Here is a 15,465-nt window from a genome sequence, read left to right as displayed (position 1 = left end):
CGCCGACGGTCCTCTTCCCTGAGAACAGTTGACCGTGTCGTCCGCAGCTGACGGTCAGCCCACCATGACGAGAATGTCGTAGTCCATGCTCCAGCCGCCGCTCTTCGCATCTTCGTAGCAATAGGGATCGTAGGGCGGAAGCGAGTCGAACAGCGCCGCGACCTCGTCCACCTCCGCGCGATGCTCCTCGTGGTGATACGAAACCCGGTTCCCGGTCTGATAATACGAGGCGTTGCCAGTCGTGACGTGCTCGAAGCCGAGCGCCTCGATTTTCTCGGCAGCCTTGCGCGCCGCTCCCTCCGCGCTGCTCGCGTTGAGCACGAGCACGGTAACTTCCTCCTTGCCCTCGCGCAGCCGAGGGTCGCCGGACGCGGACTCCTTGAAATCGGGGGTCGGCTGAACGGCCGCCTGCGGAGCCGGATCCGCCTCCTCCTGGGCCGCAGGCTCCTTCACGGCGCATCCAGAAAGTGCCGCGCACAGGCATGCGCATGCCGCCATGGCCGCCAACGCTTCGATCCTCCGCATATGCGCCGCCTTCCCCGCGAAGCTTTTCTCCCGAGTATACAGGATACGGCGCATGAAGCCCCCCCCCCCCCCGAATTCGGCGAATGGGCCGCGGCGTTTCGGCGGCGGCCCCTCGGCATTACGCTTTCTCGGTCTCGATCTCCAGCTCGCCGGCGTCCTCTTGGGTTGCGTGCGGGCGGGCGGCGTCCACGAACCGGTCGCGCGCCGCCTCCGCCTCGGCCTCCTTCTCGGCCAGGTTCGCCTTCGCCACGCTGATCATCAGCTTGATGCGGTTGAGCTGGTTCACCTCCGACGCGCCGGGATCGTAGTCCACGGCCACGATGTTGCTGTCCGGGTAGCGGCGGCGCAGCTCCTTGATGACGGCCTTGCCCACCACGTGGTTCGGCAGGCACGCGAACGGCTGCGTGCACACCACGTTGGGCGCGCCGGTGCGGATGAGCTCCACCATCTCGGCCGTGAGCAGCCAGCCCTCGCCCATCGAGTTGCACAAGCTGAGGATCTCGCTCGCATACTCGGCCAGCTCGTAGATGTCGGCCGGCGGCTCGAAGCGGCTCGAAGCCTTGAGCGCGCGCGTCACGGGCGCGCGCAGCTTCGCGATGGCCCAGAGCCCGATACGGCTGCCCAGCGCCCCCTTCGCCGAACGCCCGAGCGGGTCTTTCTGGAAGATGCCGCCCGCGATGCCGAACAGGAAGAACTCGGCCAGGCCCGGCACCACGGCCTCGCAACCCTCGCGCTCGATAACGTCCACGATCTGGTTGTTCGCCGTAGGGTGGAACTTCACGAGGATCTCGCCCACCACGCCCACGCGCGGCTTCGTGCCCTCGCCGACCAGCGGCAACGTGTCGAAGTCCTCCACGATGCGGCGCACCGTGTCCTTGAACTCGCGGCGCTTGAGCCCGCGCATGAGCTGGTCCTGGCACACGGACATCCAGTGGTCGAACAGGCGGTTCGCGCTGCCCGGCTCCGCCTCGTAGGGGCGCGTGCGGTACAGCGCCATCATGAGCAGGTCGCCGTAGAAGATGGAGTACGCGGCCTGCAGGAGCATGCTCGGCGTCACCTTGAAGCCCGGGTTGCTCTCGCCCAGGTCCTTGAACGACAGCGCGATCACCGGAATGTGCGGCAGGCCCACGGCTGCGAGCGCCTTGCGGATGAGCGAGATGTAGTTCGTGGCGCGGCAACCGCCGCCCGTCTGCGTGATGATGACGGCCAGCTTGTCGGTGTCGTAGCGTCCCGACATGACGGCCTCCATGATCTGGCCGGTGACCAGGATGGACGGGTAGCATATGTCGTTGTTCACGTACTTGAGGCCCGCGTCCACCGCGCCGTGGTCCACCGACGGCAGCAGCTCCAGGTTGTAGCCGTTGCGGTGGAAGATCTTCACCAGCAGCTCGAAGTGGATGGGCGCCATCTGCGGGCACAGGATGGTGTAGCCGGCCTCCTTCATCTCCTCGGTGAACACCGCGCGCGGGAACTCGGTAGTGGCGCCCTCGCGCTGCTTGAAGCGCGCGATGACCTCGGGCGCCGCCTTTTGGGTGAACGTCTCGGGGGTTGCGCCGGTCAGCTCGCGTGCGATTACGGCCTCGGCCTGGCCGGACTTTGCCTGGACGGCAGCTTCGGGCGTGGCGGCAAACTTCTCGGGGTCGATGCTGAGCGCCGGGCAGCCGCGCGGCATGCGCTCGGCGTCGGCCTGCTCGTCGGCCTGGTCCTTGAGCGCCGCCAAGAGCGAGCGCACGCGGATGCGCGCCGCTCCCAGGTTCGACACCTCGTCGATCTTCAGCACGGTGTACACCTTGCCCGCGCGCTCGAGGATCTCCTGCACCTGGTCGGTGGTGAGCGCGTCGAGGCCGCAGCCGAAGCTGTTCAGCTGCACGAGGTCGAGGTCGCGCCGCTCGGTGGCTACCTTCGCCGCCGCGTACAGCCGCGTATGGTACATCCACTGGTCCACGAGGCGGATGGGACGCTCCAACGTGCCGAGGTGCGCGATGGAGTCCTCGGTGAGCACCGCCAGGCCGAAGCTGGTCAAGAGCTCGGGGATAGCGTGGTTGATCTCCGGGTCGTTGTGGTAGGGGCGGCCCGCCAGCACGATGCCGTGCGTGCCCGTGGCCTCCATCCAGACGAGCGCCTCCTCGCCCTTCGCACGGATGTCGCGCTTGAAGGCCTCGTCCTCGGCCCACGCGGCGTCCACGGCGGCGTCCACCTCGGCCTGCGTGGGCGCGCCCGCCGTGCCCATGAGCTCGGGGTGCGCCTCCACCAGCTCCACGAACAGGCGCTTCTTGAGGTGCTCCTTCTGGTCGTAGGGCAGCCACGGGGTGAGCAGCTTCACGTCGGACGTGCGCAGCTCGTCGATGTTGAGGCGCAGCGCCTCGGGGTAGCTGGCCACGATGGGGCAGTTGAAGTGGTTGCCCGCGCCCTCGTCCTCCTGGCGCTCCCACTTGCTGCACGGGAACCAGATGAAGTCGGGATGCTTGTCCAGCAGGTTCATGATGTGGCCGTGGGAAAGCTTGGCCGGGTAGCACACGCTCTCGGACGGCATGGACTCGATGCCCGCCTCGTAGGTCTTCTTCGTGGACGGGTCGGACAGCACCACGCGGAAGCCCAGCTTCGTGAAGAACGTGAACCAGAACGGGTAGTTCTCGTACTGGTTGAGCGCGCGCGGGATGCCCACGCTGCCGCGCGTCGCCCGGTCGGCGGGCAGCGGCTCGTAGCCGAACAGGCGCTGGCTCTTGTACTCGTAAAGGTTCGGCACGGCGGCCTTGGCCTCGTCGAACGTGCCCGCGCCCTTCTCGCAGCGGTTGCCCGTGATGAAGCGGCGGTGCTTGCCGGTGACGTCGTCCACGCCGAAGTCGTTGACGGTGAGCAGGCAGTGGTTCGAGCACGCCTTGCAGCGCACGGTCTTGTGCGTGGGAGAGAGGGCCGCCAGCTGCTCGAGCGAGAGCAGGGTCGAGCACACCGCGGCGGGCGCGGCCAGCTCGTCGTTCTCGGAGCTCCACGCCGCCCCCGCCTTGGCCTTGCGCGCCTCGAGCGCCATGGCCTCGTGGCAGCGGTCGCGAGCGAGCAACGCGGCGCCGAACGCGCCCATGTTGCCGGCGATGTCGGGGCGCACGGCCTGGACCTCGGACAGCTGCTCGAACGCGCGCAGCACGGCGTCGTTCAGGAACGTGCCGCCCTGCACGATGACCTTCGTGCCCACGTCGTGCGGGTCGCGGATCTTTATGACCTTGAACAGCGCGTTCTTGATGACTGAGATGGCAAGGCCCGCGGCGATGTCGCCCACGGTGGCGCCTTCCTTCTGCGCCTGCTTCACGCGGCTGTTCATGAACACGGTGCAGCGGCTGCCCAGGTCGACGGGGCGCTCGGCGCTCACGGCCGTCTGCGCGAACTCGGCCACGTCCAGGTTGAGGCCCGTGGCGAAGCTCTCGATGAAGCTGCCGCAGCCCGAGCTGCACGCCTCGTTGAGCATGATGTGGTCGATGACGCCGTCCTTCACGCGCAGGCACTTCATGTCCTGGCCGCCGATGTCCAGGATGAACTCCACGCCCGGCAGCATCTCCTGCGCACCGCGCAGGTGCGCCACCGTCTCGATCTCGCCGGAGTCCACGCGCAGCGCCTCCAGCAGCAGGTGCTCGCCGTAGCCCGTCACCGTGGCGTGGCCGATGCGAACAAGCGGCTCGCCGGTGTCGGCGTTCACCGGCATGGCGTTGTACAGGTTCGTGAGCGCCGTGCGGGCGCAGCCCAGCACGTCGCCCTTGTTGCTGGCGTAATGCGACCACAGAAGCGCGCCGTCCTCGCCGATGAGCGCGGCCTTGAACGTGGTGGAGCCGGCGTCGATGCCAAGGTAGGCCGTGCCCTCGTAGTCCATGAGCTCGCCGCGGCGCACGCGTTCGCCGTCATGGCGGCTCTTGAACTGGGCGTACTCGTCCTCGCTGGCGAACAGCGGGGGCAGGCGCACCACCTCGGAGCCTTGGATGTCGCCGAGGCTCTTCAGGCGGTCGAGCACGTCGCCCAGAAGCTCGGCACGCGTCGTCTCGCTGGCCGCGCCGGCGATGGCGCAGCCGCTGGCCACGAACAGGTGGGCGTTGTCGGGCACGACGATGTGCTCGTCGTCCAGCTCCAGCGTCTCGTAGAAGCGCTTGCGCAGCTCGGGGAGGTACTGCAGCGGGCCGCCGAGAAACGCCACGTGGCCGCGGATGGGGCGGCCGCACGCCAGGCCGCTGATGGTCTGCGTCACCACCGACTGGAAGATGGACGCGGCGATGTCCTCCTTGCGCGCGCCCTCGTTGATGAGCGGCTGCACGTCGGTCTTGGCGAACACGCCGCAGCGGCTGGCGATGGGGTACAGCGTGGTCGCGCCCTGCGCCAGCACGTTCAGGCCGCCGGCATCGGTGTTCAAGAGCGCGGCCATCTGGTCGATGAAGGCGCCCGTGCCGCCGGCGCACGTGCCGTTCATGCGCTGTTCGATGCCCTGGTCGAAGTAGATGATCTTCGCGTCCTCGCCGCCCAGCTCGATGGCCACGTCGGTGGCGGGGATGAAGGTTTCCACCGCCGTCTTGGACGCGATGACCTCCTGCACGAACTCGATGCCCAGCCACTGGGCGAGCAGCAGGCCGCCCGAGCCCGTGATGGCGATGGTCATGCGCTTGTCGCCGAAGTCGGCTGCGGCCTCCGAGAGCACTTCCACGATGGTGGCACGCACGTCGGCGTGGTGGCGGCGATAGACGGAGAACTTCACGTCGTTCGCTGCATCGAGGATGGCCAGCTTCACCGTGGTGGACCCCACGTCGATGCCGATATGCAGCGGGACGGGCTCCACGGCAGCGCCTTCAGCCGCCGTCTCAGCCGGCCCTTCCGCGCCGTCTCCACCCGCCAACCCTTGGCCGGCAGCCTCGTTCCGGGCCTCCACGCGCCCTGCCTGCTCTTCGTTGGTGTCCATGGGCTCGTTCGCCATGACGCTCTCCTTCATAGGTTCCTTCACAGAGTCCGCCTCCTCGGCTTGCGCTTCGAGGCGCTACAGTTTGATCGATTCGCCCGGCTTGATGAAGAACAGCCGCATGGCGATCAACGCCATCTCCTCCGAGCTCTCCTGCATACCCGTCTCGATCCACCGCTCGATCACGCCCAGGTACGCCGAGGCGAAGAACGCCACGTAGTAGCCGACGAACGGCGTGGGATCGTTGCGGTAGCGCTCGTGCAGGATGGACTGCACGAGGTTGGCGCACACCGAGTCGCGCAGGCGCGGGCCGAAGCGCACATCGCCACCGGGGCCGAGCACCGCGTGCAGGAAGTCGCCCTGCTCGCGCAGGTAGTCGAACAGCTCCACGAGAAACGGCAGTGGCTTCTTGCGCGCACGGTACGTCATAAGGCTGCGCACCGTAAGGTCCTGCATCTGGACTTGGAAGCGCTCGAGGTCGTGCATGATCTCGCCTTCGAACGCGGCGAGCAGCGCCTCCTTGTCGTGGTAATGGTTGTAGAACGTCCCGCGGTTCAGGTCGGCCCGGACGCACAGGTCGTTCACCGTGAAGCCGTCGAAGCCGCGCTCCTCCATGAGCTCGATGAGCGCGTCGCGCAGCGCCCGCTTCGACCGCGTGATCCGCCGGTCCTCGCAGCACGCGGGAACGGAACGGGAGCCATCGTCCGGCTTCGCAGCAGCGGGAACGGGCGCGACCGCGACCGGCGCGACCGATTTCGCGGTGCCCCGAGCCATTTTTCCAGCAACAGCCGTCGTCATGCGGCTCCCTTCGTTTCAACCGATACCGGCAGGTCGAACAGGCGAATTACACGCTTTTGAACATTTCGGCCAATAATAGACAACTTGTTCAATAGCGCCCATTGTACGAGGATAACCGCAGAATTTCAACGCCGCTCCCCGATTCCCGGACTTTCCCCACCCAAATCCGACCGTAACCGGAGACCCCAAGCCGGCAGACGAAAAATCAACCGGAAAAAGCCGCTGGAAAAGACCGCCGGCGAAGCCGATGCGCAGAGCCCCCTCCCCCTTCTGCATCTGCTTCTGCTTCTGCTTTTTCGGGACATGGATTTTTCATTCCGCATAAACGCTTCATCCCACGAATTGAAGGCCGGACCGGACTCCGCGCGAATCTTTCATTGCGCAGAGCATAAGCCTGATGTTTCACGTGAAACATTCGTTCCATTTTTCGATTCGTATCTCATAAAAGAGCGGTTGCGCACTTCTCATTGTCACCTTTCTTTATCATACACGTTGACAGCGTGGGAACCGCACTTCTAGGATGGAAGCGGACGAACGAGGGAGGCGCGCGATGGGAACCAAAGAGCTCGTACTGCGGATGCTGGAGTGCCAGCGGGACCGGCATGTGTCGGGAGCATGGCTGGCAGAGGAGCTGGGGGTGACCCGCAACGCGGTATGGAAGGCCGTTGAGGCGCTGCGGGCGGAAGGGTACGTTGTTGAGGCGGCCACGAACCGGGGATATCGCTTGGCGCAGGAGAACGACCTGCTGTCGCCGGCCAGCATCGAGCGATTCCTTCCGGACGGGCATCCGTTCGATATAACGGTGCGCAAGAGTGTGGACTCCACAAACGCCGAAGCGCGGCGCCGGGCGCTCGAGGGCGCGCCCGAGGGCGTGGTCGTGGTGGCCGAGGAACAGACGGCCGGAAGGGGGCGGCTGGGCAAGACGTTCTACTCCCCCGCCGGCGCGGGCGTGTACCTGAGCGTGGTGCTGCGCCCCCGGCTGCAGGCCGACGCCGCCCAGTACCTCACCTGCGCGGCTGCCGTGGCGTGCGCGCAGGCCATCGAGGCCGTCACCGACGAGGAGGCCCTCATCAAGTGGGTGAACGACATCTTCTGCCGTGGCCGCAAGGTGGCAGGCATCCTCACCGAGGGCATAGTGGACATGGAGTCGGGACGCTTCGAGCACGCCGTGCTCGGCATGGGCGTGAACGTGCGGGTGCCTGCCTCCGGTTTCCCCAGCGAGATCGCCGACGTGGCCGGTGCCGTGTGCGACGAGGCCGTCGGCGCGCTGCGCAGCCAGCTGGCCGCCGAGATGCTGGCGCGCTTTTGGAGCCTCTACGAGAGCCTTCCCCACCGCTCGTTCTACGACGAGTACCGCCGTCGGTGCTTCCTGCTGGGCCAGCCCATCGTCGTGGCGCGCAACGGCTCGCGCGTGCGTGCCCGCGCCGTCGACCTGACCGAGGACTTCAAGCTGGTGGTGGAGCTGCCCGACAAGACGCGCCGCGAGCTGCCCTACGGCGAGGTGAGCACCGGCCCCGCCTAGCCTCCTTCCGCCCAGCCTTCCCCTCTTTTCGCACCCGCCCCCGACCCCCTCTCTCGCGTCGAGCCGACGTGCGCCCGTTGCGCCTTCGCCGCCCCATCACCGGCTCCTGCAATCTCGCTGCGATGTTCCATATGAGACGTCCGTTCTTTTTTCGCATTCCTCGTGAGAAGAAACCTCGGAATCGAACGAACGGTGCCGCCGCCGCACGCGCGGTTTGCTAGACTGGTTCGGCACGCATTCCGAGCACGCCAGAGAGAAAGACGGGGCCATGCAGATCACGCCTGCCGAAATCGCCGAAACGCTTGCCATGGTGAGCAAGCAGCACCTCGACATCCGCACCATCACGCTGGGGCTGAACCTGAGAGGCTGCACGGACGCCGACATCGACGTCATGGCGCGCAAGGTGTACGACCGCATGACCTCGGCCGCCGAGCAACTGGTGCCCACGGCCGAGCAGCTGGAGCGCGAGTACGGCATCCCCATCGTGAACAAGCGCATCTCCGTCACGCCCATCGCCGAGATCTGCGCCGCCACCGACGCGACCGACCTCACGCCTATCGCCGTGGCTATGGACCGCGCCGGGAAGGAGGTGGGCGTGGACTTCGTGGGCGGCTTCAGCGCGCTCGTGCACAAAGGTGCGTCAGCCGCCGACCACAAGCTCATGGACTCCATCCCTCACGCGCTCTCCGTCACCGACAACGTGTGCTCGAGTGTGAACGTGGGCTCCACGCGCGCGGGCATCAACATGGACGCCGTGCTCAAGATGGCCGGCATCGTGAAGGCGACGGCCGAGGCCACGGCCGACCGCCAGTGCATCGGCGCCGGCAAGCTCGTGGTGTTCTGCAACGCCGTGGAGGACAACCCCTTCATGGCCGGCGCGTTCCACGGCTCGGGCGAGGCCGACGCCGTGGTGAACGTGGGCGTGTCGGGGCCCGGCGTGGTGCGCGCCGTGCTGGCCGACCTGCCCAAGGACGCCGATCTGACGAGCGTGGCCGAAGCCATCAAGGCCACGGCGTTCAAGATCACGCGCGCCGGCGAGCTCATGGCCCGCGAGGCGTCGAAGCGCCTGGGCGTGCAGCAGGGCATCCTCGACTTGTCGCTGGCCCCCACCCCGGCCGAGGGCGACTCGGTGGCCGAGATCCTCGAGGCCATCGGCGTGGGCCAGTGCGGCGGACCCGGCACCACGGCGGCGCTCGCCATGCTCAACGACGCGGTGAAGAAGGGCGGCGTCATGGCGTCGTCGTCCGTCGGCGGCCTGTCGGGCGCGTTCATTCCCGTGTCCGAGGACGCCGGCATGATTCGCGCAGCCGAGGACGGCGCGCTGTCGCTCGAGAAGCTGGAGGCCATGACCTGCGTGTGCTCGGTGGGCCTGGACATGATCGCCGTGCCCGGCGACACGTCCGTGGAGACCATCTTCGGCATCATCGCCGACGAGTGCGCCATCGGCATGATCAACTGCAAGACCACCGCCGTGCGCCTCATCCCCGCCATCGGCAAGACCGTGGGCGACCGCCTCGACTTCGGCGGCCTGCTGGGCTACGCGCCGGTCATGCCGGTCAACCAATACGCCGGCAGCGTGTTCGCCCACCGCGGCGGCCGCATGCCCGCGCCGCTCAACTCGCTGAAGAACTAGGGCGTAACCGGTTCCCTGTTTCTTGGGAGGCGACAACCGCGGATCGCCTCCCAGCATTGCACCATGACCATTGCGGTATGACAACCCTTAGGTGCACGGCCCAGGAGCGGAGCCTTCAGAACGGTATTTCTTCGTAGACGAGCCCTTTCTCTTCCGCTAGGTAATCGAACAGCTCCTCGCAATCTAATACCCTGATGGATGATTTCTCGAAGTCTTTCCGATTGCGCGTGATGATGGCGTCCGCCTTCAGCTTGAGCGCGCACTGGTAAACGCACGCATCCTCGAAGTCGTTCCACGTCGAGTCGAGCGCAGCATCGACATCGGCCTCGTTGAGAGAACAAACTCGGATGAATTGTCGGGCGCGTTGCATGGTTCTCTTTACTTCCGTTGCCTCGGAAGCTCGACCTCCGTTTGTGAGCAAATAGAACAGATCCGTTGTTTGGGAGGCGCTCATCCACAGATCGAACTCATGCAAGAAGCCCAGAATCATGAGCTTGCGGGCGGGCCCGACGTATCCGGGGCGTTCGTCGAGGTAGTCTAAGATAATGTTCGTGTCGACGAAAAGCCTCATCGATCGCCACCTGGCTGCATGAGCCCCTTGGCAATCAAGCGCTCCCGTTTTGCCTCCTTAACGGTCATATCTGAAAAGCGTCCCGTGGTCCTTTTCTGGGAAAGGCCGTCGACCCAGGCGATCGCTTCGGCGATTTCCTCCTGCGTATAGCGCCTCCTTTCTTCCCGATCGAAAAACGGCAGCTCGCGCTTCTCTATCACGTAGTCGTACAGACGGTTCACCGCTTGCGAGGCGTTCGTGCCCATCTGCTCGAGTATGCGGTTGCCCGCCTCTTTTTTCTCCGACGACATGCGCGCCGTCACCATTGCGTCGGCCATGCTACCTCCTTTGTTGTACGTACAACATTATAACGGACGGCAGGAATGCAGGCAAGACAATTTCGGAATCAATGCGGCAGCGCAAGAAGCCGGCGGAAAGAAAGCAGGGAGCGGACGGCAGAGAGCAAAGACGCAGTGCCAAAAAGCAAGAGGGGAAGAGGAGCGGGGACGATGAGCGGGCGCGCTACTTTCCCCGCACGACGGCGCCGAAGGGCAGCAGCGCGAGCTTCGCCTGCTTGAAGCATTGGAGGCCGAAGGGGATGCCGATGATGGTGATGCAGAGCAGCACGCCGTTGATCAGGGCCTCGAGGGCGAGGAAGACGCCGCCGAAAACGAACCAGAGCACGTTGAGGATGGCGGAGCCGGCTCCGCCGCCGTACTCGACCTCCTTGCCGAACGGGAAGAACGCGAGCCCGGCCATCTTGAAGCACTGCGTGCCCACCGGGATACCCACGATGGTGATGCACCACAGTGCGCCGACGAGGATCCAGCTCACACCCTGCCAAAGCCCCGCGAAGACGAACCACAGTATATTGCCGAGCACGCTCATATCTTGTCCTTTCCCCCTGTCGTCCAGCGAGTATGGCACACCAGGGCGCCCGAAGGGGAAACCGTTACCGCATCATAAGCAATGAGCACGAGGGTGCGGGGTGCGGGGTGCGGGGTGCGGGGTGCGGGGTGCGGGGTGCGGGGTGCGGGGTGCGGGGTGCGGGGTGCGGGGTGCGGGGTGCGGGGCGGTCAGGCGCTCCTCTTGTACACTGCGCGCACAAGGTACTCCACGTTGCCCTCGGGGCCGGTGATGGGCGACTCCACCACGCCGGTCGTGTGGAAACCGGCGTCCTCCAGGGCCGCGCGCACCTCCTCGACCACGCGCCCGCGCACGGCCTCGTCGCGCACCACGCCGCCCTCCGTCTCGCCGGGGCGCGACTCGAACTGCGGCTTCACCAGTCCCAGGAACACGCTCCCCTCCCGGGAGAGCCGCGCGAACACGGGCGCGAGCTGCGCCAGGCCGATGAAGCTCAAGTCGGCCACGAGCACGTCGAACGGCGCGCCGAGCGCGGCGGGGTCGGCCAGCTTGATGTTCGTGCGCTCGAACACGGTCACGCGCGCATCCTGCCTAAGCGACCACGCCAGCTGTCCGTAGTTAACGTCGACGCAGGCCACGCTGGCCGCCCCGGCCTGCAGCAGGCAGTCGGTGAAGCCGCCCGTGGACGAGCCGATGTCGATGCAGCGCAAGCCGGACACATCCTGCCCGTACGCGTCGAGCGCGCCCTGCAGCTTGTGGCCGCCACGCGACACGAACCGCCGCCGCCCGCGCACCACGATCTCGGCATCGGGCGCCACCTTCAGGGCAGCGCTCGAGGCGTACACGTCGTCCACCTTCACCTCGTGCGCCAGCACAGCGCGCAGCGCGGCATCCGCATCGGGGAAATAGCCCTGCTCAACGAGCAGCGTATCGAGTCTCGTCTTCTTCATGGGCATCAGTATAGCGCATGCGGCCGCCCCGTCGCGGACAGGCGCGCAGCGCTCCTTAACGCGATCTTAATCGCCGGCGCCAGCTTCTTCAACGCGCCTTAACGCCCCCTTGGCTAAGCTGTACGCGCGCACTGGGGAAAGGAGTTCGCGATGTCGGCACTGGATCTGCTCTTCGCGCTGCTGGGCATTGCAGCGCTTGCGGGAGCGGGAGCGTTCGTCTCGTTCCTGCTGTTGGTCGAGCGCGCCGGCCGCACATGGCGCATCAGGCTTCCCTGGTAGCGGGCGGCGTGCTGCAGCAGAGCGGCGCGCCGCCCGAAGCGCGCTACCGCACGATCTTCATGCTTTCTTAATGCCAGAACCATGACCTTAATGCCGCGCTCATAGGCACTGGCGTATGATGGGCCCGCTATGGAGACATCCTCGACAGAACCGATTCGGCCGAACCCCGACAAGCTGCTGCGGGCTATTTCGGCAGATGCGGGCGCATGTGCATGCGATAACGAGCAGCGCGGTCGCCTCAAGATATTCTTCGGCTATGCAGCCGGCGTGGGCAAGACCTACGCCATGTTGGAGGCGGCCCATGTGGCGAAGGACCACGGACGCGACGTGGTGGTGGGCTACATCGAGCCGCATACGCGCCCCGATACGCTCGCCCTGCTGGACGGCCTCGAGCAACTGCCCGTACGCGAGATGCCGTACAAGGGCATCTCGCTGCGCGAGTTCGACGTGGACGCGGCGCTCGCGCGCAAGCCCGGCCTCATCCTCGTGGACGAGCTGGCCCACACGAACGCCCCCGGCAGCCGCCACGCCAAACGCTACCGCGACGTTGAGGAGCTGTTGCACGCGGGCATCGACGTGTTCACCACCGTGAACGTGCAGCACCTGGAAAGCCTGAACGACAAGGTGTCCGCCACCACCGAGGTGGTGGTACAGGAGCGCATCCCCGACCGCATCTTCGATTATGCCTCATCGGTTGAGCTGGTGGACCTGGACCCCGACAACCTCCTTGAGCGTCTGGAGGGCGGCAAGATCTACGGCGCCGAGCGCGCCGAGACGGCGCTCGCGAACTTCTTCTCAAAGAAGAACCTCGCCTACCTGCGCGAACTGGCGCTGCGCCGCACGGCCGACCGCCTGAACCGCAACCTCGAGCGCGGTCTGGGGCGCGCAGCGGGCGACGCCGGCGATGACGTGCTCGTGCACGTGAGCCCCTCCGCCGGCAACGCCACCGTCATTCGCGCCGCGGCGCGCCTGGCCGCCGCCTACCGCGGCACGCTCACGGCGCTGGTGATGGAGCCCGTCGACGACCAGAAGCTCTCCGAGGAAGACGCCCGGGCGCTGCACGCGAACGTGGAGCTGGCCGAGGAGCTGGGCGCGCACGTCGTGACCGTTTACGGCGGCGATCTGGCTCTCCAGATCGCCCAGTACGCGCTCTCGGGCACCATCTCGAAAATCGTCATCGGCTCGTCCGAGAACCAGCGCAAGCGCGCACTGCCCAACCTGTTCCCGCGTGAGTCCGTGGGAAGTCGCCTGGCGAAGCTGTCCTGCACGGCCGACGTCGTGGTCATCGCCGACCGCCACGAGGCCCGCCCCACGTCCGGCCCGCGCCTGGCCACGCGCTTCAAGCCCACGCGCACCGACTTCGCCGCCGCGTTCTTGGCTCTGCTGGGCGCCACGGTGCTCGGGCTCGCGTTCCACGAGGCCGGGCTCGCCGGCAGCACCATCCTGGCCGTCTACCTCGTGGCGGTGCTGCTAGGTTCGCTCAAGGCCGACAGCTTCTTCTACAGCATCGTGGCCTCGCCGCTGGCCGTCATCCTGTTCAACTACTTCTTCCAAACGCCGCGCTTCACCTTGACGGCCTACGGACTGAACTACCCGTTCACGTTCGCGTTTTTGTTCGTCACGTCCGCCGTGGTGTCGTCGCTCACCATCCGCACGCGCCGCGAGGCCCAGATGAACGCCCGCAAGGCCTATCGTACCGAGGTGCTGCTGGAAACGGAACACCGCCTGCAGGAGGCCAACGGCGTGGACAGCATCCTGTCCACCACGGCCGAGCAGGTCATCAAGCTGCTGCGCACCACCGTCGTCATCTACCAGGTATCCCCCAGCGGCCGGCTGCTCGACCCCAGCCTGTTCTCCTCGGGCAACCCTGACGAGGACGTGACCATGACGTCGCTGGTGAGCGACGACGAACGCGCCGTGGCCGCCTGGGTGGCCGGCAACAACAAGCGCGCCGGCACGGGAACGGGCACGCTCATGAACGCACGGTGCCTCTACCTGCCCATACGCGGCAAGGACACCGTGGTGGGCGTGGCCGGCATCGTGCTGGCCGACGAGGACCTGGACGCGTTCGAGAAGAACCTGCTGCTGGTCATGCTGGACGAGTGCGGCCAGGCCGTGGAGCGCGAGCGGTCGGCCGAGGACGCGCACCGCATCCGCCTGAAAGCCGAGCAGGAAAGCCTGCGCGCGAATTTGCTGCGCAGCATCTCGCACGACCTGCGCACGCCGCTCACCAGCATCTCCGGCGACGCGTCGATCCTGCTCTCGAGCGCCGACGCGCTCTCCGACGACAAGAAGCGCGCCATCTACACCGACATCTACGAGGACGCGCTGTGGCTCGTGAACCTCGTGGAGAACCTGCTGGTGGTCACGCGGCTGGACAACGGCACCATGGCGCTCAAAACGGAGCCGGAGCTGGTGGAAGACGTGGTCCGCGAGGCCCTCCACCACCTGAACCGCAAGGCCGCGCTGCACGAATTGCGCGTGCAGGTGGACGACCCGCTGCTCATGGCCCAGATGGACGGGCGCCTTATCATGCAGGTCATCATCAACCTGGTGAACAACGCCGTCACCTACACGCCGGAAGGCTCGCGCATTACCGTATCGGCGCGGCGCGCAGGCCGCGGGCAGCGCCCGGGCACTGCGGGGCTCGTGGCCGTGTCCGTGGCCGACGACGGCCCCGGCATCGCGCCGGCCGACCGCACCGAGATATTCACGATGTTCTACAAGGGGAAGAACGTGGGCAGCGATGCGCGACGCGGCATGGGCCTCGGACTGGCCCTGTGCAAGTCCATCGTGGAGATACACGGGGGCACCATCGCCGTCGACGCGCTCCCCGAGAGCGAGCGCACCTCTCCCGACCGTCCAGGCACCGTCATCACGTTCACGCTGCCTGCGGTAGAATACGAGGCGAACCACGCGGAGGCCGAGCAACGTGCGACGGCCGCGACAGAGGGCCGTCCCGCAGCGGATGCCGCGAGGCCGCCCGAGACAACCCGCACCCCGGACGACGAAGGAGGAGGCGCATGACCGATGCAGCCGAAGGCCGCGGAGCCTTCACCATCCTCATAGTGGAGGATGACAGCGCCGTGAAGAGCCTCATCGCCACGGCGCTCAAGGTGCAGGGCTACCGCCTGCTCGAAGCGAGCACGGGAGGAGCGGCCCTGCTGGAGGCCACCACGAAGAACCCCGACGTGATCATCCTCGACCTGGGGCTGCCAGACGCCGACGGCATCGACCTCATCCGCCAGGTGCGCACGTGGTCGCACACCCCCATCATCGTGGTGTCCGCACGCACCGAGGACGCCGACAAGGTGGCCGCGCTGGACGCCGGCGCCGACGACTACCTCATCAAGCCGTTCTCGGTGGAGGAGCTGCTGGCGCGGCTGCGCGTGGCCACGCGGCGCTTGGCGGCGGATG

General features: G+C 66.6%; 11 protein-coding genes and 1 pseudogene. 5 read left to right on the top strand and 7 right to left on the bottom strand.

Annotation, left to right across the window (positions count from 1 at the left end):
• Positions 1 to 54: 54 nt before the first annotated feature.
• From LB310_RS06265 to LB310_RS06255, 3 genes are all read right to left on the bottom strand, one after another.
• Positions 55 to 525, bottom strand: a complete 471-nt coding sequence (locus LB310_RS06265) for a LytR C-terminal domain-containing protein (RefSeq protein ID WP_123649912.1) — start codon at positions 523 to 525, stop codon at positions 55 to 57.
• Positions 526 to 643: 118 nt separating this feature from the next.
• Positions 644 to 5,470, bottom strand: coding sequence for a 2-hydroxyacyl-CoA dehydratase (locus LB310_RS06260; protein WP_238386262.1), 4,827 nt, complete (start codon positions 5,468 to 5,470; stop codon positions 644 to 646).
• Between the two features lie 60 nt (positions 5,471 to 5,530).
• Complete coding sequence (locus LB310_RS06255) at positions 5,531 to 6,250, bottom strand: TetR/AcrR family transcriptional regulator (RefSeq protein ID WP_224767873.1); 720 nt, start codon at positions 6,248 to 6,250, stop codon at positions 5,531 to 5,533.
• A gap of 550 nt (positions 6,251 to 6,800) precedes the next feature.
• Here LB310_RS06255 and LB310_RS06250 point away from each other — a divergent pair.
• The gene (locus LB310_RS06250) at positions 6,801 to 7,772 is read left to right on the top strand and encodes a biotin--[acetyl-CoA-carboxylase] ligase (protein WP_224767874.1); all 972 of its coding nucleotides are present in this window, start codon (positions 6,801 to 6,803) and stop codon (positions 7,770 to 7,772) included.
• A gap of 268 nt (positions 7,773 to 8,040) precedes the next feature.
• On the top strand, positions 8,041 to 9,405 hold the full coding sequence (locus LB310_RS06245; RefSeq protein ID WP_087190085.1) for a PFL family protein: 1,365 nt from the start codon (positions 8,041 to 8,043) through the stop codon (positions 9,403 to 9,405).
• A gap of 115 nt (positions 9,406 to 9,520) precedes the next feature.
• Here LB310_RS06245 and LB310_RS06240 read toward each other — a convergent pair whose 3' ends face one another.
• From LB310_RS06240 to LB310_RS06225, 4 genes are all read right to left on the bottom strand, one after another.
• Positions 9,521 to 9,976, bottom strand: coding sequence for a PIN domain-containing protein (locus LB310_RS06240; protein ID WP_087190086.1), 456 nt, complete (start codon positions 9,974 to 9,976; stop codon positions 9,521 to 9,523).
• Positions 9,973 to 10,293 carry a type II toxin-antitoxin system RelB/DinJ family antitoxin gene (locus tag LB310_RS06235; RefSeq protein WP_087190087.1) on the bottom strand — a complete coding sequence of 107 codons (321 nt, stop codon included), beginning with the start codon at positions 10,291 to 10,293 and terminating at the stop codon, positions 9,973 to 9,975. The genes LB310_RS06240 and LB310_RS06235 overlap by 4 nt, the downstream gene beginning before the upstream one ends.
• Before the next feature lie 184 nt (positions 10,294 to 10,477).
• Positions 10,478 to 10,843, bottom strand: coding sequence for a YccF domain-containing protein (locus LB310_RS06230; RefSeq protein WP_096227282.1), 366 nt, complete (start codon positions 10,841 to 10,843; stop codon positions 10,478 to 10,480).
• Between the two features lie 188 nt (positions 10,844 to 11,031).
• Positions 11,032 to 11,769 carry a TlyA family RNA methyltransferase gene (locus LB310_RS06225; RefSeq protein WP_087190281.1) on the bottom strand — a complete coding sequence of 246 codons (738 nt, stop codon included), beginning with the start codon at positions 11,767 to 11,769 and terminating at the stop codon, positions 11,032 to 11,034.
• 150 nt (positions 11,770 to 11,919) lie between these two features.
• On the opposite strand from LB310_RS06225, the gene LB310_RS06220 reads away from it, so the two are divergent.
• From LB310_RS06220 to LB310_RS06210, 3 genes and pseudogenes are all read left to right on the top strand, one after another.
• Entirely contained in the window at positions 11,920 to 12,048 is a 129-nt protein-coding gene (locus tag LB310_RS06220) for a hypothetical protein (RefSeq protein WP_264465275.1), read from the top strand.
• Positions 12,049 to 12,177: 129 nt separating this feature from the next.
• Positions 12,178 to 15,075: a sensor histidine kinase KdpD gene (locus LB310_RS06215; RefSeq protein WP_301154745.1), complete on the top strand. Its 2,898-nt coding sequence runs from the start codon at positions 12,178 to 12,180 to the stop codon at positions 15,073 to 15,075.
• Positions 15,072 to 15,374, top strand: a pseudogene (locus LB310_RS06210) (response regulator); the annotation flags it as partial. The gene LB310_RS06215 and the pseudogene LB310_RS06210, both read left to right, overlap by 4 nt.
• Positions 15,375 to 15,465: the final 91 nt, after the last annotated feature.

It is taken from the genome of Gordonibacter sp. RACS_AR49, from assembly GCF_030418435.1.
Taxonomy (GTDB): Bacteria; Actinomycetota; Coriobacteriia; order Coriobacteriales; family Eggerthellaceae; genus Gordonibacter; species Gordonibacter urolithinfaciens.
The sequence above is the reverse complement of the archived record's forward strand: the minus strand, read 5'-3'. Positions and strand labels throughout refer to the sequence as shown.

What these genes read in the sequence shown, in the direction of transcription:
- LB310_RS06225 (WP_087190281.1), bottom strand. Translation starts at nt 11,769, where the DNA reads ATGAAGAAGACGAGACTCGATACGCTGCTCGTTGAGCAGGGCTATTTC.
- LB310_RS06265 (WP_123649912.1), bottom strand. Translation starts at nt 525, where the DNA reads ATGCGGAGGATCGAAGCGTTGGCGGCCATGGCGGCATGCGCATGCCTG.
- LB310_RS06245 (WP_087190085.1), top strand. Translation starts at nt 8,041, where the DNA reads ATGCAGATCACGCCTGCCGAAATCGCCGAAACGCTTGCCATGGTGAGC.
- LB310_RS06235 (WP_087190087.1), bottom strand. Translation starts at nt 10,293, where the DNA reads ATGGCCGACGCAATGGTGACGGCGCGCATGTCGTCGGAGAAAAAAGAG.
- LB310_RS06230 (WP_096227282.1), bottom strand. Translation starts at nt 10,843, where the DNA reads ATGAGCGTGCTCGGCAATATACTGTGGTTCGTCTTCGCGGGGCTTTGG.
- LB310_RS06215 (WP_301154745.1), top strand. Translation starts at nt 12,178, where the DNA reads ATGGAGACATCCTCGACAGAACCGATTCGGCCGAACCCCGACAAGCTG.
- LB310_RS06220 (WP_264465275.1), top strand. Translation starts at nt 11,920, where the DNA reads ATGTCGGCACTGGATCTGCTCTTCGCGCTGCTGGGCATTGCAGCGCTT.
- LB310_RS06240 (WP_087190086.1), bottom strand. Translation starts at nt 9,976, where the DNA reads ATGAGGCTTTTCGTCGACACGAACATTATCTTAGACTACCTCGACGAA.
- LB310_RS06255 (WP_224767873.1), bottom strand. Translation starts at nt 6,250, where the DNA reads ATGACGACGGCTGTTGCTGGAAAAATGGCTCGGGGCACCGCGAAATCG.
- LB310_RS06250 (WP_224767874.1), top strand. Translation starts at nt 6,801, where the DNA reads ATGGGAACCAAAGAGCTCGTACTGCGGATGCTGGAGTGCCAGCGGGAC.
- LB310_RS06260 (WP_238386262.1), bottom strand. Translation starts at nt 5,470, where the DNA reads ATGGCGAACGAGCCCATGGACACCAACGAAGAGCAGGCAGGGCGCGTG.